This window comes from Sphingobacterium kyonggiense (assembly GCF_039536825.1).
GTDB classification, from domain to species: domain Bacteria; phylum Bacteroidota; class Bacteroidia; order Sphingobacteriales; family Sphingobacteriaceae; genus Sphingobacterium; species Sphingobacterium kyonggiense.
In genome coordinates this window covers 220844-245969 of the sequence record NZ_BAAAZI010000010.1, presented here as the reverse complement: position 1 = coordinate 245969, position 25126 = coordinate 220844, and the positions used below count along the sequence as shown (strand labels likewise).

Annotated in this window: 20 protein-coding genes; 11 read left to right on the top strand and 9 right to left on the bottom strand. The window is 37.9% G+C overall.

Annotated elements, in window-relative coordinates:
- Nucleotides 1-6: 6 nt before the first annotated feature.
- Genes ABD676_RS12825 through ABD676_RS12810 form a run of 4 tightly spaced genes read right to left on the bottom strand, consistent with a single transcriptional unit; the run spans nt 7 to nt 6474 of the window.
- Entirely contained in the window at nt 7-1629 is a 1623-nt protein-coding gene (locus tag ABD676_RS12825; protein ID WP_344675102.1) for a response regulator, read from the bottom strand.
- A gap of 8 nt (nt 1630-1637) precedes the next feature.
- On the bottom strand, nt 1638-2198 hold the full coding sequence (locus ABD676_RS12820; RefSeq protein WP_344675101.1) for a chemotaxis protein CheB: 561 nt from the start codon (nt 2196-2198) through the stop codon (nt 1638-1640).
- A gap of 11 nt (nt 2199-2209) precedes the next feature.
- Nucleotides 2210-3043 (bottom strand): CheR family methyltransferase, encoded by an 834-nt coding sequence (locus ABD676_RS12815; protein ID WP_344675099.1) that lies wholly within the window; start codon nt 3041-3043, stop codon nt 2210-2212.
- On the bottom strand, nt 3031-6474 hold the full coding sequence (locus ABD676_RS12810) for a response regulator (protein WP_344675098.1): 3444 nt from the start codon (nt 6472-6474) through the stop codon (nt 3031-3033). The genes ABD676_RS12815 and ABD676_RS12810 overlap by 13 nt, the downstream gene beginning before the upstream one ends.
- A gap of 470 nt (nt 6475-6944) precedes the next feature.
- Between ABD676_RS12810 and floA the strand changes: the two genes are divergently transcribed.
- From floA to ABD676_RS12795, 3 genes are all read left to right on the top strand, one after another.
- Nucleotides 6945-7922, top strand: a complete 978-nt coding sequence (floA, locus tag ABD676_RS12805) for a flotillin-like protein FloA (protein ID WP_344675097.1) — start codon at nt 6945-6947, stop codon at nt 7920-7922.
- 750 nt (nt 7923-8672) lie between these two features.
- Nucleotides 8673-9191, top strand: coding sequence for a KdsC family phosphatase (locus ABD676_RS12800; RefSeq protein WP_344675096.1), 519 nt, complete (start codon nt 8673-8675; stop codon nt 9189-9191).
- Nucleotides 9191-9787, top strand: a complete 597-nt coding sequence (locus tag ABD676_RS12795) for a Maf family protein (protein WP_344675095.1) — start codon at nt 9191-9193, stop codon at nt 9785-9787. Before ABD676_RS12800 ends, ABD676_RS12795 begins: the two co-directional genes overlap by 1 nt.
- A 413-nt stretch (nt 9788-10200) precedes the next feature.
- Here ABD676_RS12795 and ABD676_RS12790 read toward each other — a convergent pair whose 3' ends face one another.
- Nucleotides 10201-10890 (bottom strand): response regulator transcription factor, encoded by a 690-nt coding sequence (locus tag ABD676_RS12790; protein ID WP_344675093.1) that lies wholly within the window; start codon nt 10888-10890, stop codon nt 10201-10203.
- Between the two features lie 35 nt (nt 10891-10925).
- A complete protein-coding gene (locus ABD676_RS12785) occupies nt 10926-12782 on the bottom strand; it encodes a sensor histidine kinase (protein WP_344675092.1) in 1857 nt (618 codons plus the stop codon).
- Nucleotides 12783-12908: 126 nt separating this feature from the next.
- Here ABD676_RS12785 and ABD676_RS12780 point away from each other — a divergent pair, with 126 nt between their 5' ends.
- On the top strand, nt 12909-13319 hold the full coding sequence (locus ABD676_RS12780; RefSeq protein WP_344675091.1) for a hypothetical protein: 411 nt from the start codon (nt 12909-12911) through the stop codon (nt 13317-13319).
- 84 nt (nt 13320-13403) lie between these two features.
- On the opposite strand, the gene bla is transcribed toward ABD676_RS12780, so the two are convergent.
- From bla to ABD676_RS12765, 3 genes are all read right to left on the bottom strand, one after another.
- A complete protein-coding gene (gene bla / locus ABD676_RS12775) occupies nt 13404-14312 on the bottom strand; it encodes a class A beta-lactamase, subclass A2 (RefSeq protein ID WP_344675090.1) in 909 nt (302 codons plus the stop codon).
- Between the two features lie 129 nt (nt 14313-14441).
- The gene (gene pyk / locus ABD676_RS12770; RefSeq protein ID WP_344675088.1) at nt 14442-15875 is read right to left on the bottom strand and encodes a pyruvate kinase; all 1434 of its coding nucleotides are present in this window, start codon (nt 15873-15875) and stop codon (nt 14442-14444) included.
- 111 nt (nt 15876-15986) lie between these two features.
- Nucleotides 15987-16487, bottom strand: a complete 501-nt coding sequence (locus tag ABD676_RS12765; protein WP_344675087.1) for an IPExxxVDY family protein — start codon at nt 16485-16487, stop codon at nt 15987-15989.
- A 269-nt stretch (nt 16488-16756) separates the two neighbouring features.
- On the opposite strand from ABD676_RS12765, the gene ABD676_RS12760 reads away from it, so the two are divergent.
- The 7 genes from ABD676_RS12760 (at nt 16757) to ABD676_RS12730 (ending at nt 25119) form a co-directional block, all read left to right on the top strand.
- A complete protein-coding gene (locus ABD676_RS12760; RefSeq protein WP_344675086.1) occupies nt 16757-16993 on the top strand; it encodes an acyl carrier protein in 237 nt (78 codons plus the stop codon).
- Nucleotides 16994-17020: 27 nt separating this feature from the next.
- On the top strand, nt 17021-18274 hold the full coding sequence (fabF, locus tag ABD676_RS12755) for a beta-ketoacyl-ACP synthase II (RefSeq protein ID WP_344675085.1): 1254 nt from the start codon (nt 17021-17023) through the stop codon (nt 18272-18274).
- A gap of 84 nt (nt 18275-18358) precedes the next feature.
- Nucleotides 18359-19105, top strand: coding sequence for a ribonuclease III (gene rnc, locus ABD676_RS12750; RefSeq protein WP_344675083.1), 747 nt, complete (start codon nt 18359-18361; stop codon nt 19103-19105).
- Between the two features lie 248 nt (nt 19106-19353).
- The gene (hisS, locus tag ABD676_RS12745; RefSeq protein ID WP_344675081.1) at nt 19354-20733 is read left to right on the top strand and encodes a histidine--tRNA ligase; all 1380 of its coding nucleotides are present in this window, start codon (nt 19354-19356) and stop codon (nt 20731-20733) included.
- A 242-nt stretch (nt 20734-20975) separates the two neighbouring features.
- Nucleotides 20976-21971 carry a pyruvate dehydrogenase (acetyl-transferring) E1 component subunit alpha gene (gene pdhA / locus ABD676_RS12740; protein ID WP_344675079.1) on the top strand — a complete coding sequence of 332 codons (996 nt, stop codon included), beginning with the start codon at nt 20976-20978 and terminating at the stop codon, nt 21969-21971.
- A 42-nt stretch (nt 21972-22013) separates the two neighbouring features.
- On the top strand, nt 22014-23681 hold the full coding sequence (locus ABD676_RS12735) for a 2-oxo acid dehydrogenase subunit E2 (protein ID WP_344675077.1): 1668 nt from the start codon (nt 22014-22016) through the stop codon (nt 23679-23681).
- 268 nt (nt 23682-23949) lie between these two features.
- Complete coding sequence (locus ABD676_RS12730; RefSeq protein ID WP_344675076.1) at nt 23950-25119, top strand: serine hydrolase domain-containing protein; 1170 nt, start codon at nt 23950-23952, stop codon at nt 25117-25119.
- Nucleotides 25120-25126: the final 7 nt, after the last annotated feature.

The window sequence follows — 25126 nt, the reverse complement described above, 5'->3', positions numbered from 1 at the left end:
CCCTCATTATGGTGTCAAATTCATGTTTTTATTCTTGGTCGTAACAGCTATAATCTTTTGATATAACTCAATTGGGTCAAATGGTTTCCCAATAACGCCGTCGGCCCCAGCACGATAAGCTGCCGCTTGTTCATGCTCCAACACCGATGCTGAAATCGTAATAATAGGAATACCATGCTTTTCCGGAGCACTATGATTCTTGATTTCCTTAATTGCCTCAAAACCACTCATGATTGGCATATGTGTGTCCATCAAGATTAAATCGTAGTTATTATGCTCCACTTTCTCTAATGCCAATTGCCCATTCTTGACAATGTCCACCTCACAGTTCCAACTGCGTAGCATATGTGCTAGCATAAAGGAGTTCAAATCATTGTCCTCTGCTACTAACACGCGCATATCATTGAATTTAGGGAAGCTATTATAGGTTGGAACCTCCTTGTTTTTGTCCTCAATCTCTTTAGTCGAAGACTCAAACCAACCTTCGAAATAAAAAGAAGATCCTTCCCCATAAACACTTTCAGCCCCAATATTACCATTTAGTAGATTGGCAAGACGTTTTACGATTGCCAAGCCTAATCCGGTACCGCCGAATTTCTTCGTAATACCATCATCCGCTTGCTCAAAGGCCATAAAGATCTTCTCAACCGACCCTTCCTTGATCCCAATTCCCGTATCTTTCACGGTAAATCGAAGACGATGATTGTTGTTTTTCTTTTCAACCTCCGTAATAACCAGATCAATGGAACCTCGCTCTGTAAATTTCAAGCTATTGGAGATAAAATTGCTAATGATTTGTTGTAAACGCAGCGAATCATAACGTATATATTGTGGTACAGAATCTCCAACGTCAATCTGAAAATCCAACTGTTTATGGTTTGCCTTGATCTTAAAGATGCGTTCAATATCTTCAATCATTTTGGTCAAAGAGAAATCCTCGTATTCTATTTTTAACATTCCTGAATCAATCTTCGAGAGGTCAAGAATGTCATTGATGATGAGCAATAAGGACTGCGAGGCATTATCCAGTCTTTTCAGCCAATCCTTTTGTTCATTAGATAGTTCCGAACTTTTAAACATGTGCATGATGCCCATAATACCATTTATCGGCGTACGGATCTCATGACTCATATTCGCTAGAAAGATTTCTTTTGATTTACGTGCTTGTATAGCTTCTTCCTTTGTTTTTAGCAATTCCATACGTGAATCTTCCAGTTCCTTATTCTTTTTGATAAGTTCTTGTTGGATTAAAATTTGTTGAACAAAGGATTTTACTTTTGCAATGGTAATTTCCGGATTTAAGGGCTTGTAGAGATAATCTACTGCGCCACTTTCCAAACCTTGGAGCAGGTATTTGTCCTCCTTGGAAATTGCAGTGACCATGATTGCCATGATATGGCTTGTTTTTGGATTCGATTTCAACAAAGAAACAAATTCAAAACCATTAATATCGGGCATTTGAACATCAACTAAAGCTATGGAGATGTCATCTTTCCAACAGATCTTCAACGCCTCATTAGGGTCCGTAGAACTGATGATATTAATATGCTCAACATCCTGCAGTAGCGCATGTAAGCTAATGATATTTTCTTCCTTATCGTCTAATATCAAAATGTTGATTGGTTTCATGTTGTTTATTAAGTAATAGATCTGAAAAAATTGATTATATGTTCGTTGGGAAGAGCCTGTACATGTTTTGTCATGGATAATCCACTCTTAGGCATCGTATCTATTACGGCCTCTTTTGGGTCTTGAACATAACATAAAGCTCCTGCTTCTTCTAATAATTTTAATCCTTTTGCACCGTCTGTATTGGCTCCAGACAACAGAAATGATGTAGTTTCTTTTGCATACAATTCCGCTAACGACTCAAAGAATACGTCTATGGATGGTCGGGAGAATTGTACAGGTTCAGAGATGTCTAAAGAAAATTGCATGCCTGGTTCTGCTAATGTATGGTAACCTGGAGGCGCAAAATATATGTTATTTGCCAAAATAGGATATTTGTCTTTGATGGAAATAACATTACGTTCCAAACGTTTAGACAAACTACTCTCTATTTTTGTTTCATATTTTGAGTTTCGATGGAGAACGATTATGATGGCCGACTGAAATTTCTCAGGAAGGTGTTCTAAAATCTCCACGATTAATTCATAGGCTCCTGCTGAACCCCCAATTGCATATATGTGATTAGCCAATGAATCCATCCCTATTTTATTTTCTGATAGATGTTGAATTCCTTGTCTACCACTTTGAAATTTGCCATAACAGGATGTTTCAAAATCGTTTCTTTTGTTCCTAAACACAGAAAGCCAAACAAAGCCAAAGACTCATAAAACAAATTAATGACCCGTTCTTGTAATTCCAGGTCAAAGTAAATCAGGACATTCCTACAGGTGATTAAATGAAATTCATTGAATACCTGGTCACTTGCTAGATTGTGCGTAGAAAATAATATGTTCTGCCGGATGTCGTGATTGATAATGGCTGCTTCATAGCGAGCGGTATAGTATTTGGAAAGGCTTTCCTTCGAATTGTAAGTGTTGAAGTTATCGGAGTATTCCTTGAATTTCCGCAATGGATAAATACCTTTTTTTGCGATGTCCAAAACCTTACTATTGATGTCTGTCCCATAGATAAAAGAACGATCGTATAGATTGTTTTCTTTGAGCAAGATCGCTAAAGAATAGACCTCCTCACCTGTAGAACATCCAGCACTCCAGATCTTTATACGAGGAAAGGTTTGAAGGTAGGGGATAATCTCGGTATTCAGGCGATTAAAGAAAGCTGGGTCACGAAACATTTCCGTCACATTGACGGTCACTTCTTGAATAAAGAATTGTTGAAAACCTGGAATATTGATTAGGGCATTCTTAAGGTCTACAAAATCTAAACTCTCTAAATTCATAATCCGTTGGATTCTGCGTTTTAAAGAAGACCTTGTATAGCCCGAAAGATCAAAATCTGATACGTTTTTTAATAAAAATATCAATTCCTCAATCTCAGGAAAGGTGATGTCATATGTCACTTTTAACTCAGCCATACTTGCATTAATGATACTAAGCGATCTAAATCAATTGGTTTACTTACATAATCATTTGCTCCAAGCTCGATGGATTTCTCTCGGTCACCTTTCATTGCTTTCGCTGTAACAGCGATTATAGGTAAGTTGTTATTTTTCTTGTTTTTGCGAATCTGCTGTATAGCTTCATAACCATCCATTTCCGGCATCATAATATCCATCAATACAATGTCGATTTTCTTCTCTGGATTTTCAACCAATTGCACAGCCTCTAAACCATTGTTCGCAATCTCAATCTTCATGTTGTACTGCTGTAATGAGGAGGTCAATGCAAATACATTTCGCATATCATCATCAGCTATCAGCACGGTCTTATTCTCCAATACACTTGCTCCGAAATTCTCTTGCGGATCTATTTTATCCAGATTCTTAATCGGACTATATGCCGGCGTAGCCAATTTATTTAAGAACAAATTTACTTCATCAATCAGTCTATTATTAGATTTACTGGATTTTAAAACCATGGACTGTGTATGACGTAATATACGCTCCGTTTGTTCTGAAGTCAAATCATAAGCCGTATTGATAATGACTGGCAATTTCTCAAATTCTGGATTTGCTTTGATTCTATCCAGCATCTCCAAACCACTACCATCAGGTAACTTAATGTCCAAAATAATGCAGTCTAGGTTCTTTTCCTGCTCTAGTTTTTTCATGCCAGATTCAATGGTAAAAGCTTGAATCACATTAATGTTTTGTTCTGCGAATGCCTTTTTGATGAGGTCACTTTGAAACTCTTGATCTTCAATCAACAGGATTTTCTTTAGTTCCTTATTGATATTGATCTGAATATTTTCAAAGGCTGAGGCAATACTTTCTTCTGTTACCGGTTTTGCCATAAAACCAATAGCCCCTGATTCTAAGAAATCTTTTTTATCAAAATTAGCGGCAGACATCATATGAATAGGGATGTGCTTGGTCGCAGGATCATTTTTCAGTGTTTTTAATACTTGCCATCCATCTGCCAATGGAAGCATCACATCCAATATGATTGCATCCGGCTGTTTATGTCTAGCCATTTGAATACCTGCAATACCATCATAGGCATTCATCGTTTCGAAACCAAATCCTGTAGAGAAACCTTTCAGAATATCGGCAAAATTGACATCATCCTCAATGATCAAGATGCTTTTACCGGCTGCTTTTTCCGTGTTTTCAGTCTTTTCTGAGACTTTAGATTCAACTTTAGCTTCTTGGTTTGAAGCAGCTTTTGTAGGAGATGACTCTTTTCTCTCTTTGGTGTTTTGCTTCGGTTTTTCCTGTTCTTCTGAAGTAGGAACTTCGGCTAAATAGGGGATGATTAAAGTAAATGTACTTCCTTCACCAAGAGCACTTTGAAGGGATATTCGGCCATTTAATAATGATGATATTTCTCTAGAAATGGAAAGTCCTAATCCGGTTCCACCATATTTGCGACTCGTCGAGCCATCTTCTTGACGGAAGGCCTCAAATATTAAGGCTTGTTTGTCCTCCGATATACCAATTCCAGAATCTCGAACAGCGAACTGTAAATTCCCAGCTTGCTGACTGATGGTTAATTCTATTTTTCCCTTCTTGTCCGTAAACTTGAATGCATTCGATAAGAAGTTTTTAAGCACTTGTTCTAATCGATATTCATCCGTCACGAAATGTTCAGGAGCCTCTGAGATGTCTATATCAAATTGTATAGACTTCTCTTTCGCCAATTCCTTGAATAAGGACTCCATGTTTAAAGCAAACTCTCGAGTATCAATCTGCTCTTTCATCATTTCTACCTTACCCGACTCAATCTTCGCCAAATCCAATAACTCATTGATTAATTGCAATAGATCAGAGCCTGCATTGTGAATCACAGATGCATATTTCGTTTGCTCCTCATTCAGGTTCTTCTGTTTGTTATCCTGAAGAAGCTTAGCAAGAATCAAAATACTATTCAGAGGGGTCCGTAATTCATGGCTCATGTTGGCCATAAATTCAGACTTATATTTACTCGCTTGCTCGACTTCAACAATTTTCTGTTCCACGATATTATGCGCTTCATTCAACTCCAAGTTCCGACGTTCCAATTCAGCAGCTTTTTCATTCAACTCCTTATTGGCTTGCGACAATTCCTCTTGTTGAACACGAAGCTCCTCTTCCGATGCTTCTAGCAAGTTTGTTTTATAAACCAATTCTTCATTGGTAATACGAAGTTCTTCTTGTTGTGCTTCCAGTTCTTCTGTTTGTCTCTGGGTTTCGGCCAATAACTCTTCAACCAACGCATGATTTTGTCTGGAGTGTAATGTTGAACCGATAGATTGTGTTGTACGGTCAAGGTAATTTAAGATACTCTCTTTTTTACCTTCCGGAAAAGAGCCAATTATTTCTAATACTCCGATACAATAATCTTCATTTATTATAGGGAAAATAATAACATCGGCTTCTAAATTTTTTATAGTAGCTGTTTGTATATGGGTTCTATTGAGGTCCTGAATAGGAAGAATCTGCGGTTTTTTTTCTTCTGCAACAGCACCAAGTATTCCATCACTCATCAAAAACTGATTGATCGTCTCCTTACTTTCCAGTCCTTTACTATATCTTAAGGAAAATTGATAGGAGTCAATTTTGCGAACATAAAAGGCTGCAGCATAAAAATTCACCACATCAGCAATGAAATTTACAGATTTTTTCGCGATTTCCTGTTCGCTTAGGAGACCATTAATTTGATTGTGGATTTTGGATGAGTTTTGAAGTACCCAATTGACATCCTCCAATTTTTTAGTGGTTTCCATCAGATTCTGGTTAAGATCTCGCCCACGTTTTCCTGTCTTCCGTAAATGTGCAAGGATACGCATGGTCTGCAATAGCACCAATAATATCACAAGAAGGGAGAATATTCCAAAAATGATCGTATATCTTCTTGTCTTATCCAGGTTACTATGACCCTCTGCCACTTTATCTTTTCGACGTTGAACAACCTCATTGGTGATTTTATTGCTTACTTCAACAATTCTTTCTTGCTCTTCAGCTAATCGTTGTGGGACATTATTGAGGTTCTGAATAACTTGATTTTTTTCTTCAAAAAATGAAGTACTCATAGCCTTCGCATCCGCCAATGAAACTATAGGTTTTTCAATTAAGCTATTCTTTTCTTCTAGTTTTTTTAAGCTATTGGAGATTTGTCCTTTAAGTTGATCCTCTAAGATGCCGTTTTGTTGACTTTGAAGATTTTTATACTTGGAAAACTTCTGAATAGCAATTTCCCATTGCTGGATTTCATTAAATTTTTCTTGTGAAAGTGTCATATACTCATCTACCTGAGAGGAATATGCATTCTGTTTATCCAAGAAAAACCAAAATGAAAATATAATGATGAGATAGGCAACGATGGTACTGCCTATAAACTGCCACCTTAATAAACTGAGTTTGTTCATGTCTCGTTAATAAAAGCTTGATATTAAAATCAAAAAACCTGGATTAGCAACAATAAACGATGTTGTTGATTTCAAGTTTAGATCTGAAGTGCAGCTAACTGCGTTGTTTGTTTTAAATGTTAAGTAATAAGCCACATAATACTAGGTTGAAACGCTAAAAATGAAAACTACCGTTTTCTAACTTTTCATTCAAAGTATGGAATTTATGCGAAAAATTGCTACAAAATTCTAAATTTTTGTTTAAACTTTTACTTTCATTCTCTAATTTTTTAACAATTAATTCGTTGATGCGATAAAAACAAAACTTATTCGATAATCCTTGTATCATTTTTATAAGAATTCAGCTGGTTTTTTTGGAGCTTTGAAAGTTGTGAAATGTTTTTTTAATAGAGTAGAAGGGTAAGGAACTTATGGATTCTCGAAATATTTATTATCTTTAGTTACATATAAAAATTATTAATCCTTATTGCATGGAAGCACCTGTTCAATTAATTCTAATTATTATCGGTTCTGTAATTGGTATATTCGTATTATTATACCTATTGCCCCTAAATCTTTGGTTCACTGCCCAATTATCCAATGTTAAAATCAGTTTATTGAATTTGGTGTTGATGCGTCTGCGGAAAGTATCACCTGCCTTGGTTACCAATGCGATGATTACATCTACAAAAGCAGGTTTAAAAATCACGAGTAATGAAATTGAAACGCATTATTTAGCTGGGGGTAATGTCAATAAAGTAATCAAAGCTTTAATCTCAGCAGATAAAGCGAATATCCCTTTAGATTTTAAATTAGCAACGGCGATTGACTTGGCTGGCCGTGATGTATTTGATGCGGTACAGTTATCCGTAAACCCACAAGTTATCAATACACCTCCAGTTGCTGCGGTAGCTAAAGATGGGATTCAGTTAATCGCGAAAGCGCGTGTAACGGTACGTGCTAATATCAATCAATTAGTCGGAGGTGCTGGTGAAGAGACCATCCTAGCGCGTGTCGGTGAAGGTATTGTAACAACAATCGGTTCTTCAACTAATCATAAAGAAGTATTGGAAAATCCTGATCGTATTTCTAAAACAGTTCTTGCTAAAGGGCTAGACTCTGGTACTGCATTTGAGATTCTTTCTATTGATATTGCTGATATCGATATCGGTGAAAACGTTGGTGCAAAACTACAGACTGATCAAGCAGAGGCTGATTTGAAAGTAGCGAATGCACGTGCGGAAGAACGTCGTGCAATGGCGGTAGCTACTGAACAAGAGATGCGTGCTAAAGCACAAGAAGCTAAAGCGAAAGTTATTGAAGCAGAATCGCAAGTGCCACTTGCTATGGCTGAAGCTTTTAGAAATGGTAATCTTGGTGTAATGGATTATTATAAAATGCAAAACTTACAAGCAGACACCGATATGCGTACTTCCATATCGAAACCAAATGGTCCAGAAAAGAAATAATAAACTCCAATAATAAAAATATGGAAATGCCCATAGCAACACATTTGCTATGGGCATTTTTTATGAAATTTATACCCTTTTCTATGCTTTCTATTCTTTTTCCGAGGTTATATTTCTGTATAAGATAGTCTCATTTTTGTTGTGAATTTCTGTGGTCTTTTGTCTGCTATCTGACGTCTTTCCTATTGGTTTCCTTCGATACTTATTCGGATCTCCTTCGGAACTTGTTCGGATCTCCTTCGGATCTCGTTCGGTTCCGACCGAACGAGTTCCGAACAAGATCCATATCATATCCAAGGAAAATGCGTAGCAGTATCAAAGCAATATCGACCAGATTATGATGTTATTTACTTCCTAATAAGTGGTAATACTAATGTTGATGTTGTCATTCCAAAATTCGTTGGATTAATTTAAGGTGAAAATACTTGCAAAGAACAGATGGAAAATAGGCTAACCTGTAAAAAGAAAAAACCCTGACGATGGGCGCCAGGGTTTGATACTAACCAATTATAAACCTAAATTATGAAAAGACAATTTTAAATTAATTCTACGTTACCGCTGAATTGTTCCACAAAAGTACAGCAGAAATTGGTAACTGCAAAGCATTTGGATAAAAAAGTTGCATGAGCAACTATAATCTGACAATTCTCTGATTTATCTGTTTGAACAGATAAGGGAATGGCTGTTTTTGATTAATTAAAGGGTAAATTGGATCGAAAAACTTTCCTTACATTTGGGAAAAATGCGAATATGATTTTTCAAAAGCTCAAACACATTAAAGCGGTTATCTTGGATGTTGATGGTGTCATGACAGATGGTTCCATTCATGTGACAGAGGAGGGGCATCAATTGCGGACTTTCTACGTCAAGGATGGTTATGCTATGCAATTGGCTATTAAACGAGGTTTGCCGATATGGGTGATTTCGGGAGGACGTTCAGAAGGGGTTCGCAAGCGTATGCTTGGCTTAGGAATCACCGAAGTTCATTTAGGAGTAAGCGATAAGTTAGCCCTTTTGCAAGATTTGATGGGTAAATATAACTTGAGCAAGGAAGATTTATTATATATGGGAGATGATCTTCCGGATTTTGAAGTGATGCAAGCGGTAGGATTTGCTTGTTGTCCTTCGGATTCCATTGAAGAAATTAAGGAGATTAGTCATTACATGTCGCCTTTTGCTGGTGGAAAGGGAGCAGTTCGAGATATTTTAGAGAAGGTTATGAAACTGCAAGGAATTTGGAGTGTAGAAACCAGCATTAAAAGTATCTGATGATTTTACAAGAACGTTTGAAAACAATCGAAGTGATCTTAGGGTCTAAATCACCTCGTAGAAAAGAATTGTTGTCCGACATGGACATAGCCTTCCAAGTTGAGGTTCGCGAAACAGATGAAAGCTATGACCCAAACCTAAGTCCAATTCAGATTGTACAACATATTGCGGATGCTAAATTGGCTGCATTCCCCTCAGATGAATTTGCTGATAAATTAGTTATCTGCGCAGATACTATCGTCTTGGATGAAAAGGGAGCAGTGTTGGGAAAACCAAAAGACCTAAACGAAGCAAAGGAAGTCATCCAAGGCCTATCTGGAAAAATGCACTGGGTCTATACCGCAGTTTCCTGCGCATACCAAAATCAATTTATTCGCTTTGTAGAAGAAACCCAAGTATGGTTAAATAACCTTACTGAAGCGGAAATCGAGTACTACGTGCAAAAATATCAACCACTGGATAAAGCCGGCTCCTACGGCATCCAAGAATGGATCGGTAGAATCGGAATCGGAAAGATAATTGGCTCCTATGAAAACGTCATTGGCTTGCCAACCGCTAGGTTGCAAGTGGAATTGAAGAAAATTTTTAGTATTTAGTGGTTAGTGTAAAGACCTATGACTGAACGAGATGTGTGAGAACGCTTCGCTGTCAGAGGAGGAAGTTTGTTTGGATATTTCCGTTTCATGTAGAGGCGATGCATGCATTGCCCGCAGTCAGATACAACCATTAAACTCATTTAAACACACCATTAAAAAGCAACAGTCTTTTAAAATCTGTCGCCTTTCTCTATATAGCTTGAAGTTCTTTCGGCAAGCCTCAAGATGACAGGCTTGGTAGGGAAGAAACAAAGATTCTTCGCTTCGCTCTGAATTGGAAGTTGCATACTTTTTATCCACCCGCCTTTGATCCAATACCACCCCCCCCTAATCCAATCTTTTAATCCACAAAAAAGACCCATGGTTTTTCCGCCATAGGTCTAAATAATAAATACTTTCTACTAAATACTATTTTAGCTTACAAGCAGCTTATAGCCTTTACCATGTACATTGACAATTTCGACACTTGGGTCTTCTTTGAGGTATTTTCTTAGCTTACTCAAGAACACGTCCATACTACGGCCTGTGAAATAGTTGTCATCATGCCATATTTTGATCAATGCTTCTTCACGGGTGAGGACATCGTTTTTCTTCAGACATAACAAACGGAGCAATTCCGCTTCTTTGGTGGAAAGCTTTTGTTGTTGTCCTTTGAAAGAGATAATTTGACTGGTATAATCGAAGAAGTATTCGCCGATTTCAAATTTGTCCGATATTTCTTCTTCCTTGTCTTTGGATGCACGTTTAAGAAGTGCATTGATCCGAAGAAGTAGTTCTTCAACACGGAAAGGTTTCGTGATGTAATCATCACCACCAAGCTCAAAGGCTTGGGTTTTATCCTCCATCATGCCTTTTGCAGTGGCATAGATAATGGGGATTGTCTGATTGATCTTGCGAATATCTTTTCCCAAAGAGAAGCCGTCTTTTTTAGGCATCATGACATCTAGGATGCAGAGGTCAAATTCCTCCTTACGAAAAGCTTCCATCGCTTCCTGTCCATCGACACAAAGTACAACATCAAACTTTCCTTTTAACTCCAAATAGTCTTTGAGTAATTCACCCAAATTTGGGTCATCCTCTGCTAATAATATCTTTTGATTCATAAATTTTCAAGCTATATAGTTTAAGATACCTCTTTTTAGGAGTTTCTTAATGGTAAAATCACTTCAAATTGTGTGCCTTTATCTTTTTCAGACTTCACAGTTATCCTTCCGTTTAATCTTTTGATGATATCATTCACATAACTTAAGCCTAGTCCAAAACCTTTTACATTATGGATATTTCCAGTTGGGATACGGTAAAATTGGTCAAAAATCTTCTCCGCCTGATCCTTCGTCATCCCAATCCCTTTATCGGAAACCGATATCACAATATTTTTTCCGCGGTTTAAGGTTCGGAAAGTAATTTCAGGTTTCTCCTTGCTATATTTTATGGCATTGTCTACTAGATTATACATGACATTCGATAAATGTAGTTCATCACCAATCACGATATCTTTTTTGGCATCCAGGTTAATTTCCAAGGTACCACCGGCTTTTTCCAACTGCAATTTCATGCTTTCCAATACAGCATTTGCCAATGTATTGACATGCACATTTACACGTTCAATTTTTAGGTTTTCTTTTTCAAGACGTGCAATATTCAATACCCGTTCAATATGCGAACCTAAGCGAACATTTTCATCGTAAATGATATTAGCGAGTTTGCTGACACGTTTTTCATCTGCTGATATCTCCGGATCTCTTAATGATTCACTGGCGATCATAATGGTCGCCACTGGAGTCTTAAACTCATGTGTCATGTTATTGATGAAGTCAGTTTTCATCTCGGAGATTTTCTTCTGTCTAAAGATGATCATCAAGGTATAGGCAAAACTACCAATCAATAAACCAAGGAGCGCTAGAATGGTTGGGAATAACCAGTAACCCATATTGCTGGCAATAATGCTATCCTTGTTTGGGAAATAAATTCCTAATTCACCTGGTGACTTTCCTTGATCACCTTGGAATAATTTCGTTTTATAGATAATCGGGTTATTGATTTTTTCAAAATCTTCGTTGTTAATCAGGTGTACTTCTTGAAATACCAAAGGAGAATTTTTAGAAGTCTTTACCTGCAATACGAATGAGGAATTGATTCCTCGCTCTGCTAATTCATCCACCAAAAGCTGTTTAACGATCTGACGGTTTAAGCGCTGCTCTAAGGGACGTTTGGTCAGTTCGAGTCCGAACGCTGCGTCTTGAACAACCGAGCTCTTCTTGCCGCTTAAAACAGCCACAGAATCGAAGAGGCTGGATGCATTGTCTAGATTAACATTATTCATCTTGACAAGCTCTTTTTCTAACTGAATAATGCTTGAGATTATTTTATTATTCGTTTTTGGTGGTAGAGTTACCCATTGGAAACTGCTTGCTCGTTCATCTCCTGGTAGAAATTTAGGTATGATGTATCTTGAGGAATCATCACGTGCTCGAATTACTGAGGTTTGTTTCACAGCATCTACTCGAGGGAATGTTCTAATGCTGCCATCTGGCATTCGGATTTTTTCTAACCAAATGAGGAGTTGAGGATTAGGCTTACTCCGAATATAGGTTTCAAAGAAATCATTGTCGATAGGGATGTTCATGAAGTTGCTGTTCAACTCCCTTTCCGCCTCATTGAATCTTTGTTCATAGTCAAATAATTCAACTTGCAATTTCTTAATACGCTCTTGGTATTCGACTTGTTTCGCTAAAATAAGTTGCTTCTGTTGTTGTGCTTTTTGGTTTTCTATAAATTGTTTTTGATTCTTTCTTTCCTGTTCTTGAGCAAAATCATAGATCTCTTGTTGCTCCAGTTTATTGGCAACGGTTGCTAAAGATGCTTTTACGGCATCGTCAAATATTTTGGATTTTTGTCGGAAAGATTCACGGACAAAGTAATACTGCATTGCCATCACGGCAATAAGCGCGATGGACATCAGCCAAATGATCAATGCAATACTTCTTTTCTTCATTTGTTACAAAAGTAATAAGGGAAATCAGCTAATTTACTCATTTAACACAATTTAACAGCGAATTAAGGCGGTTTTGATCTGCTTGTTGTTAAATTCGTATTTTACAATTACCAAAAGGAGCTGAATATGAAACCATTTGCAATAACGTTACTTTCCTTAATTTTTGGAGTCTCAATGACATATGCTCAAAATAAGGAAAAAAAGCAGGAGAACAAATCCATTAACCTGGATTTGACAACAAAAACCAATAATAATCTCTTGGCCAGTTCAGAGATCCAACCAGTGGAGCTAAAAGATGCGGGCAATCAGGTAAATGTTCTAAAGCCTGTGGGAGCCATAAAAACAGTTGATAATTTCAATTTGAGACTTATTCCAAATGCCTATAGCAACAGAAGTGGAAAGGATGACTCTGTCATATTGCAAAAGAAATTGGATCCACAAAGTAGTGTGAAGATGCCGGGAACAGAGAAGTTAAATCAGCCTGCTCGAAAAGTAGATACCCTAAAGGTTTTGCCTTTAAATGCTAGTAAGAAATAAAAATAGGTCAAAATAATGTGCCTTAAAATGAAAAGCCAACAGGGATTGCTGTTGGCTTTTCTATTATATATTATTTTAATTCGGTTATTTACTCGTGTAAAAGTCCCAAGCTGCTTTAGCAACCTCTGCTATGATTTTGGCACTATTTGCATCACCTTCCAAAGACTCACTCACTAAAACGCTAATGTAGAAAACCTTTGAATTTGGAAGTGTTACGACGCCAATATCATGCGTTGCTGCAATCTCTCCAGTTTTTCTGTTTCTGCCCGAGGTACCTGTCTTGTGTGCCACAATAGTACCTTTAGGCAACAGGTTTACGATACGGTCTTGGCCAGTTTTTGTTGCACGCATCGTATCCCACAGGAATTTATAGGATTCAGGAGAAAGTCGGTTATCTTTATTGACATAATAATCATGCAAGACTTGATTGCTTGCACCTACAGTGGTCCAGTTTTCAAATTGTCGGTCCCAATTGGCTTGCTGAACTTCTTCAGTTAACTTGATGTCAAAATTCTTATATCCTAAATCTTTAAAATATTTGTCGACCACTTCTGTTCCTCCCAACAATTCAAATAGGATATCACAACCCACATTATCGCTTTCTGCAATGGTATAATACAGGATCTCACTTAGTGGCAGACTAGTGCCGTTGGGGTATTTATCTTTTATCGGACTATATAGCTCCGTGGTAACTTTTGCTTTGCTTATTTCAACCACTTGATTCAGCTTCAATTTCCCTTTATCAACTTGGTCTAAAACGGCTATCCCTAGATGGAATTTATAGGTGCTTTGAAAAGGAAAATGATGATCGCCATGGAAAATTAAGCTGTCGTTATAGTCTTGATTATGAATAGCAACGCCAACCTTTGCCTTGTATTTTTTAAGAATATTTTCAATTTGGGGTTTTAGTTCGGATAGCTTTTGTGCAAAAGATTGTTGCGAAAAAATCATCATGCAGATGAACAGGACAAGGAGGCTGGAGTTTCTTTTCATATGTTGGTTTTTATCTAAATTAAATAACGTGGATAGCGTTCGAAACGTATGTTCAATTTATTAAAAAATAAATAAAAGACGGCCATAGTTTGAATAACTATGGCCGTCCTAAATATCCTGTTTTTAGAATTAGCTTACCTCAGAAACACGAATAGTATTTGTTCTGCCTTTTGCATGAAGAGGGGTAGAAGATGTATTGATTACAATCTGTCCAGGTACCACCAATTGATGTTTTTTCAAAAGACCGTTTACATCTTGAATTGTACCATCGGTACTTTCGTATTTTTCGTAAATGAAGGTGTTTACACCCCATACTAAACTCAAGGTGCGTAATAGGTTTTTATTACCTGTAAAGACATAAATGTCAGCGTCTGGTCTGTAGCTGGAGATTTCCAATGCTGTATAACCAGAAGCAGTCATCACCGCAATAGCTGATGCATTGGTTTTCTCTGCCAAGAAGATAGAAGAGCTACAGATGGCATCAGGAATTCGTGTTACATTTACTGTTCCAAGGGTTTCTTTTTCGCTATAGTACGGGTAAGAAGTTGCTTCAACATGGGTAATAACCTTCGCCATTGTTTCAATAACGATTTCTGGGAATTCACCAACAGAAGTTTCTCCTGAAAGCATCACAGCATCAGCACCATCAATTACCGAGTTGGCAACGTCGTTAACTTCTGCACGGGTAGGGCGTGGTGTAGTGATCATACTTTCCAACATTTGCGTAGCGATAATTACTGGCTTGGAAAGGTTACGACATTTTTGAACAATGATTTTCTGTAAACCAGGTACTTCTTCCATTGGAAGTTCCACACCTAAATCACCACGAGCAACCATGATCGCATCAGTAGCTTCGATAATTGCGTCGATGTTCTCAATAGCCTCTGGTTTTTCGATCTTAGCGATTACCTTAGCATGTGATCCTTTTTCTTTGATGATTTCTTTACATTGGTGAATATCTTCAGCCGAACGCACGAAAGACATCGCGATCCAATCAGCACCATGATCAAGGGCAAAGTTCAAGTTGTCTAGATCTTCTTCTGTTAATGAAGGGATAGAAACTTTTGTATTAGGAAGGTTTACACCTTTTCTGGATGTCAAAATACCACCGTGTACAACCTCACAAGTTACAGTGTCCTTATGATTTGTATTTAATACGCGTAATTGTAGTTTTCCATCATCCAATAAGATGATTTCATTTTCTTTAACATCGTTAGGAAAGTTCTCGTAGGTGATGTAAATTTTCTTTTCATCACCGATTTGCTCATGAGTGGTGATTTCAACTGTAGTGCCATTTACTAAAATCGCACCACCCTCTTTCATTTTACCAATACGGATTTTTGGTCCTTGTAAATCGGCTAATATTCCTACATTGAAAGGGTTTTCTTGGTTGATTTCGTTGATGGTATTGATCACTTTTAAGTGATCATCTTGGCTTCCGTGAGAGAAATTTAGGCGGCAAACATCGACACCTTTAGCAATCATTCGCGTAAGCACATCTTTTTTTGAAGAAGCTGGACCTAGGGTTGCAACAATTTTGGTCCGCTTTTTTAGTTTATCCATTTGAATAAATTTTAAATTTTTACACTCTTTATATCATGACTGTTGATATTTCTTAGGGATATCGTACAGTCTTTAGGTTCATGTGTAGTTATTACACTATCTAATAATCTGCTAAAATATCAGATTTTCTTTAGATTTCAATGCAGTTGGGTCTATTTCTTTTACAAGTAAGACCTCTGGTATCTCTTTTATACTGTCCATAAGGTAGTCCAGATCTTCAGGATGGATAAAATGTTTTATGATCAGGAAGTAGTCAAAACTTACGATTTCAGGCAACAGGGTAGCCCCTTCGAGGGATTTATTGCTAAGCAAATAATATTCAAATTCGAAAGTTTGATTATGGTATCGATATATTGTGAAGTGATTTCTTACTTTGGGTTTGTTTTTTTTGGCTTCATAGATAATGTGGTAGTCGAGTTCATTTTGAGGTTTGTCTTTTTTGTTACCATTATGGTCTTTGTAATCCTCTTTACCATTAATGAACAGGAGCCCTGTATGTTTATTTATGAAGTGAGCAAGTCGATAATCCCGGAGTGTAGCACTAATACCTACCAGATTAAAATCTAGTTCTAAATCAAAGTCAGTTTCTAGTTTGAAGGTGATCTTACTCAATTTGGGATTTTGGATTTGTTTGGAACAAAAATAAGGAATAATGCGCGTTATATAGTCTTTTAAGATAAAATTATCATTAATTGTACATTAAGTTTGTAAAACTATTTTTCTTTTGTTATTATTGAATAAGGTTAAAAACTAGGGGTGTTAAAAACCAAACTAGGGCTAGCTTTGTTCTTTATTTGGTTCCAAAAGTCAAAAAGATTTGATTATTGGGGAAATTTATTTTTTCTTTGCACAGATTTATTAAACAATTAAACTAGAAAATCATGTCAGATATCGCATCAAGAGTAAAAGCAATTATCGTTGAAAAGTTAGGTGTAGACGAAAACGATGTAACACCAGAGGCTTCTTTCACGAATGATTTAGGTGCAGACTCACTTGATACAGTAGAGTTGATCATGGAATTCGAGAAAGAATTCAACGTTGCAATTCCAGATGACCAAGCTGAAAACATCAGTACTGTAGGTCAAGCAATCGCTTACTTAGAAAAAAACGTTAACTAACTAATTTTATTAGGCCAAACATCATAAATGGAGCTTAAGAGAGTAGTTGTAACAGGATTAGGCGCACTTACACCAATCGGTAACACCGTTCCAGCGTACTGGGAGGGTTTGATCAATGGTGTAAGTGGAGCTGCTCCTATCACACATTTTGATGCGTCGAAATTCAAGACTCAATTTGCCTGCGAGGTGAAGGGTTTTGATCCCCATGATTTCATGGATCGTAAAGAGGCGCGCAAAGTTGATCCATTCGTACAGTATGCCATCGCTTCAACAGATGAGGCGGTTAAGGATGCTGGATTGGATTTTGATCAGTTAGACAGGAACCGGATTGGTGTAATTTGGGGATCAGGAATAGGTGGATTAACTACTTTTACGGAAGAAGTTGCGAATTTCTCTAAAGGAGATGGAACCCCACGATTCAATCCTTTCTTTATTCCGAAGATGTTGGTGGATATCGCCCCTGGGCATATCTCCATGCGTCATGGACTTCGTGGACCTAATTTTTCAGCAGTATCTGCATGTGCATCTGCAACCAATGCAATGATAGATGCTTTTACCTATATTCGTATGGGAAGAGCCGATATTATTATCACTGGTGGTTCAGAGGCAACTGTAAATGAAGCTGGAATCGGAGGGTTCAACGCTATGCACGCACTATCAACCCGTAATGATGATCCAAAGACAGCATCTAGACCTTTTGATAAGGATAGAGATGGATTTGTTTCAGGTGAGGGTTCCGGCGCTATCATATTAGAGAGTTTAGAACATGCCTTGGCCCGTGGTGCTAAGATCTACGCAGAGATTGTAGGTGGCGGTATGAGTGCGGATGCACATCACATCACTGCTTCCCATCCTGAGGGATTAGGAGCCAAATTGGCAATGACCATGGCGATCCAAGATGCAGGTCTAGATTTCTCTGACATTGATTATATCAATGTTCATGGTACATCAACACCAGTTGGAGATGTTAGTGAGACAAAGGCTATCGTAGATTTATTCGGAGAGAATGCCTACAAATTGAACATTAGTTCAACCAAATCGATGACAGGTCACTTGTTGGGTGCTGCGGGAGCTGTTGAAGCCATCGCATCGATCTTATCGGTACAGAACGATATCGTTCCACCGACAATCAATCACTTCACAGATGATCCAGAAATCGATAATCGATTGAATTTTACCTTCAATACCGCTCAGAAACGTGTTGTTGATGCAGCATTGAGCAATACCTTTGGCTTTGGCGGACACAACGCTTCCGTTATCTTCAAAAAGTATAAAGGTTAACATGGTATTTTATTTTATAAAGGACTAAGACTTTACTGATAGGTAGTTGAATTTTCAACTACCTATTTGTTATTTATTTGCATCATGCCCATCAAACAGGTCTATAACTTATATCTGTCTCCCAGTCGAACTTATGTACGTAAGCTAAAGAATCTCTTGGGCTTTGTCCCAGGGAATATTCGTTTGTACCAAATGGCTTTCCGACATAAATCTGTTGCGACTGTGGTGAAGGATGGTGTGAAAAATAGCAATGAGCGCTTGGAGTTCTTAGGCGATGCCGTATTAGGTTCCGTCATTGCTGAACTGTTATTCAAGCTTTATCCGTACAAGGATGAAGGTTTTTTAACGGAGATGCGTTCAAAGATTGTCTCTCGGGCAAATTTGAACCAGTTATCTCGAAAATTGGGGTTCAACGAAATGATCGAGTATGATGCCCGGATGATAAGTTACCCCAATAAACAAGGCTCCCTACTTGGAGATGCTTTTGAAGCTCTTGTCGGAGCGGTATACCTGGATCGTGGATACCAATTTACACGTGAATTTCTCTTAACCCGAATCATTAAGCCACATGTGGATATCCATACGTTGGAAATCACAGAAACAAACTTTAAAAGCCGTTTAATTGAATGGTGCCAGCATAATGGTAAAGAGGTAGCTTTCCTACAGATTGAAAATCCAGAAGGAGAATCTAATAAGCTGTTTTCTGTCAAAGTCGTAGTTGATGGTAAAGACTGTGGAATTGGTCGTGACTTCAACAAGAAAAGTGCTGAAAAGCTTGCAGCGGAAAAGGCGTGTGAGTTCCTGAAGATTTTTGAAGTGGAAATGGCATGATGAGAGGTGAGGGGAGATATGAGATAGTAAGGGTGTTATAGCCCTTTTGTTTTTTGTGGGGGTTTGGGGTGATTTTATTTAGATTGTTGATGGATACATTAGAGATACATACAACCTCTAAAATATAAAATTGGGGCTTACAATATAAAAAACACTGTTTTTAATAACATTTCCTATACATTTTTTATCTGCCAGATGTCTTATATCTCGCATCTCAAATCTCACATCAATTCCATATCTTTGCCGACATGGCATCAATAAAACCATCATTAGCTAAAGGAACACGTGATTTTACGCCCGTAGAAATGGAGAAGCGTAATCATATTTATAATACGTTGAAGACCATATTCAAGAAATATGGGTATTCGGAAATTCAGACACCTTCATTCGAAAACTTAAGTACTTTGACAGGGAAATATGGTGACGAAGGAGATAAGCTGATTTTTAAGATTTTGAATTCTGGGGATTATTTATCTAAAGCTCCGGAAAAGTTACTGGAGGAAAAGAATTCGGTAGCCTTGATTTCTTCGATTTCGGAGAAAGCATTGCGTTATGATTTGACTGTTCCTTTTGCGCGTTATGTGGTGATGCATCAAAACGAAATCTCTTTACCTTTTAAGCGTTTTCAAATTCAACCGGTATGGCGTGCTGATCGTCCTCAAAGAGGCCGCTATCGGGAGTTCTATCAATGTGATGTGGATGTGGTAGGTTCTGATTCTTTGTTAAACGAAGCAGAATTTATCTTGATTTATCATGAGGCATTGACAAAGCTGGGATTAAAGGACTTTAACATTAAACTGAACAATCGCAAGATCCTTTCAGGAATCGCTGAGGTGGTTGGTAAACCAGAACTTATCGTGGATATGACAGTAGCCATTGATAAGTTGGATAAGATTGGTTTAGACGGAGTCAATAAGGAGCTATTAGAGCGTGGGTTTACTGAAGCAGACTTATCTGCTTTGCAACCGATCATTGAACTTCGTGGAACGAACCTAGAGAAGTTAGCTTCTCTGAAACAGGTGTTGGCAGGTTCTACCATTGGTTTGAAAGGAATCAATGAAATTGAAACTGTTTTTGAATATTTAAGAAAATTAGGACAGGCTCAGCTTCTAGAGAATGAAGTGGAGTTGGATATTACTTTGGCCCGTGGTCTTAACTACTATACAGGCTGTATTTTTGAGGTAAAGACCAATGAAGTACAGATGGGGAGTATTGGTGGTGGTGGCCGATACGATGATTTGACGGGCATGTTTGGTTTGAAGGATTTGACCGGTGTGGGAGTTTCCTTCGGCGCAGATCGTATATTCGATGTGTTGGAGGAGCTTAATTTGTTTCCTCCAAGTAATGCTGAAAGGACAAAAGTGTTGATCGTTAATTTTGATACAGCTCTCGAGGAATTTACTTTGCCTTTGTTGTACCAATTGCGTCAGGCAGGGATTGCTGCTGAATTATATCCTGCAGCAGTTAAGTTGAAAAAGCAAATGAGTTATGCCGATTCTAAACAAATTCCTTATGTTTTATTAATAGGAGATGAAGAGGTGAGCTCAGGACAATTATCATTAAAAAACATGGATTCTGGAGAGCAAGAGAAATTGAACGTAGCAGCACTGATTGCTAAGTTAAGTTAGGCCAGAGAGAACAATATTTACAAAAAAACGACTTAAATAAGGTCGTTTTTTTGATTGTTTAAGAGTTCGTGATGAAAGGAAAATAGCTTTTAAGGAAGCGCAAAGGGAATTATAGCGGTTATAAAGTGTATTTTCTACAAGGTATATTGAAATAGAAGAAATGTAACCTAAAATTTATCCGAAATCTCGTTAAAATTGATTAAATTTGTGGTCAGTTTAGTAAAGAAATTCAATACTTAGAAATGAGTTCAACACCTATAACAAAAGAAACCTACCTGGAGTGGTATAGATCTATGCTGCTCATGCGCAAATTTGAGGAGAAGTCTGGACAATTATACGGACAGCAAAAAATCCGTGGATTTTGTCATTTATATATTGGACAAGAGGCAGTAGTAGCAGGCACCATGTCAGTTATTAAGCCTGAGGATTCCTTGATTACAGCATATCGTGATCACGCACATGCTTTGGCAAAAGGCGTTTCAGCGGATGCATGTATGGCAGAATTATTTGGTAAAGCAACAGGCTGTTCAAAAGGTAAAGGTGGTTCAATGCACTTTTTTTCGAAAGAACATAAGTTCATGGGCGGACACGGTATCGTTGGTGGACAAATTCCACTGGGTGCTGGTATTGCATTTGCTGAAAAGTATTTAGGTACTGATAATGTGAACATCTGTTATATGGGTGATGGTGCGGTTCGTCAAGGAGCGTTCAACGAAACCTTGAATATGGCGATGTTATGGAAACTTCCAGTGATCTTTGTTTGTGAGAACAACGGTTATGCAATGGGAACTTCCGTAAAACGTACGACTAACATGATAGATATCTACAAAATGGGCTTAGGTTTTGATATGCCTAGTGCACCAGTAGATGGTATGGATGTAGTTGCTGTTCACAATGCAATGGATGAGGCTGTTCAACGTGCTCGTGCAGGTGAAGGTCCTACATTCTTAGAAATCCGTACTTACCGTTATAAAGGACACTCGATGTCTGACCCGGCTAAATACCGTACTAAAGAAGAATTAGAAGAGTATAAAGAACGTGATCCACTATTAGCTGTTAAACATGCTATCGTTGAGAACAAATATGCAGATGATGCTTGGTTTGAGCAGGTAGATGCAGAAGTTAAAAAGACCGTTGATGATTCTGTTAAATTTGCAGAAGAATCACCGTATCCTGCACCTGAAGCCATCTATGAAGATGTTTATGTGCAACAAGACTATCCATTTGTAATGGACTAATAATAGATAATTACTTTAACTCATATAGAACAATCCTAAGAAATGGCTGAAGTAGTAAGAATGCCTAAGATGAGCGACACGATGACAGAAGGTGTGATCGCAAAATGGCACAAAAAAGTTGGAGACAAAGTTAATTCAGGTGATTTAGTTGCTGAGATCGAAACAGACAAGGCTACTATGGACTTTGAGTCTTACCAAGAAGGAACTTTATTATACGTAGGACCTAAAGAAGGTGAAGCAGTGCCGATCGATGCAGTAATCGCGGTATTGGGTGATGAAGGCGAGGACTATGAAGCTTTATTAAAAGAAGATGGCGGTGCTACTGCTCCTAAAACTGAGGAGAAGAAAGAAGAAGCCAAAGAAGAAAAAACAGAAGAGCCAGCTGCTGAGACTGGAAGTCAAGTAACTGCGGAAGATTTAGGCGTAACGGTAATTACCATGCCTTTATTGAGCGATACAATGACTGAAGGTGTTATTGCTCAATGGAACTTCAAAGTAGGAGATACCATTAAATCGGACGATGCTATTGCTGATGTAGAAACTGATAAGGCAACTATGGAAGTTACAGCGTACGCTGATGGTACTTTATTATATGTTGGTTTGGAAGCTGGTCAAGCGGCGAAGGTAAATGATATCATCGCGATCGTTGGTCCTGCAGGAACTGATGTGACTCCATTATTGAATCAGAAATCGGCTCCAGCTAAGACTGAAGCAAAAGATACGAAGGAATCTGCTCCTAAGGCTGAGGCAAGTTCAGAAAAGGCAGCTTCTACTGAAAGTGCAGCTAGCAGTACTTCGGATGATTCACGTGTTAAAGCATCCCCTTTGGCTCGTAAAATTGCTAAAGAAAAAGGGATTGATTTAACTCAAGTAAAAGGTTCGGCTGAAAATGGTCGTATCGTAAAGAAAGACGTAGAGAACTTTGTTCCTTCAGCTTCTACTTCATCTGCTTCAGCTCCTGCTGCAGCGGCAGCTAAACCTGCGGAGTCAGATGTGAAGACTATTTCTCTTCCTACTTATGTAGGCGAAGAGCGTTATACCGAGAAACCGGTTAACCAAATGCGTAAAACCATTGCTCGTCGTTTATCGGAATCTTTATTCACTGCACCACACTTCTATTTGACAGTAAGTATCGACATGGACAATGCGATGGCTGCACGTGCGCAAATCAATGAAGTAGCACCAGTGAAAGTTTCATTCAACGATATCGTTATTAAAGCTGTTGCAATTGCCTTGAAACAACATCCAAATGTTAACTCATCATGGTTAGGAGATAAAATCCGTTATAATGAGCACACGAATATTGGTGTAGCGATGGCTGTTGAAGACGGTTTATTAGTACCAGTAGTACGTTTCGCTGATGGTAAGAGCCTATCACACATCTCTGCTGAGGTGAAAGATTTTGCTCAGAAAGCTAAAAGCAAAAAATTGCAACCTTCAGATTGGGAAGGATCTACCTTTACAGTTTCTAACTTAGGTATGTTTGGAATCGATGAGTTTACATCGATTATCAACTCTCCTGATGGAGCGATCTTATCTGTTGGAGCTATACAACAAGTACCGGTAGTGAAAAATGGAGCTGTAGTTCCTGGTAACATCATGAAATTGACCCTAGGTTGTGATCACCGTGTGGTTGACGGTGCGACTGGAGCTCAATTCTTGCAAACCTTAAAAGGATTGTTAGAAGCGCCAATTCGTTTATTAGCATAACATTTCTGTCTTAAGGACAGCTTAAATAAAAAGGGGTAAAGCGATTGTTTTACCCCTTTTTCTATATACGAATTTCTGCTTGAGTGCGTTTGTAAATGGAGTGGGGTTTACCGAAAAACAATTTCCGTTTAGGTTTTAAAAATATTACGTTAGTATTTATTAAAAGTAGCCTTGGATTTATTGTAATTTTTAGTAATAAGTGGTAATTTGTCCAAACATAAAAAAAAGCGTAAAGTAAAATAGGAATAGAAGCGTGGTGATAAAACGGTTGTTAATTTTAATAAATATTGGGACATATTTTTTGGTGTCCTGCTCATCTCCTGAAGCGAAACAACAAGAGATCAAAGTAAATCAGGCGAAACAAGATAGTATCAACCTTGTATATGACCCAACGAAAGGTGATCCTCAGATTGATTCCTTTATGCAGAACCTGCATAAGAAATCAGGATTCAATGGGAATGTGTTGGTAGCAAAGAAAGGTAAGATATTATATGAAGGTTCATTTGGTTGGGCGGATTATCTGTTAAAAGATAGTTTGAATATTGATTCGCAATTTGAATTGGCTTCAGCTTCTAAGCCGATGACAGCTTTGGCAACCTTGAAGTTGGTGGAAGAGGGAAAGTTGAAAATGGATCAGACAGTTAATGATTTTTATCCTGATTTTCCTTTTCCTGGAATTACGATCAAGCAATTGTTGTCGCACCGATCTGGTTTGCCAAACTATGTTTATTTTTCAGAAGAAGCTTGGAAGGATAGAAAGAAAGCGATGACCAACCAGGATGCCATGAACTTGCTGATTGAGCATAAGCCTAATCGTTATGGTGCTCCCGATGGTAGATTCCATTACAACAATTCCAATTTTATGGTTTTGGCTTCTATTATTGAGAAAGTCACAGGTAAGGATTTTGCTGTCTATATGAAGGAAGCGATTTTTGATCCTGCCGGGATGAAGCATACCAATGTATATTCAAAGGCAGTATATGAAAAGATTCCTACGAAAGTAATTGGTCATGACAAGGTTTGGAGACGTTCAGTGGTGCAAAATTACCTGGATGGGCCAGTTGGTGATAAGGGTATTTACAGTACTGTAGAAGATATGTACCTATTAGACCGTGCGATTCGAGATGGAAGAATTCTTCAACAAGCTACATTGGATTCGGCCTATACGCCTAGAAGTGATTCAAAGCGGGGATTATTTAGCTACGGTTATGGATGGAGAACGTTCAGTCCAGCAGGCAATCCAATTGTTTACCACACAGGTTGGTGGCATGGCTTTAAAAGTTTGTATGTAAGGGATTTGAAAAATGATGTGGTTATCGTCTTGCTTACGAATATGGCAAATGGAAGTTTGAATAACTTAGATAATTTGTATAAGATATTAGAAATACCTATTTTGAGACAAAATGCATATGATGCAAATGGCGAATTTGTTCATTAACAATTAT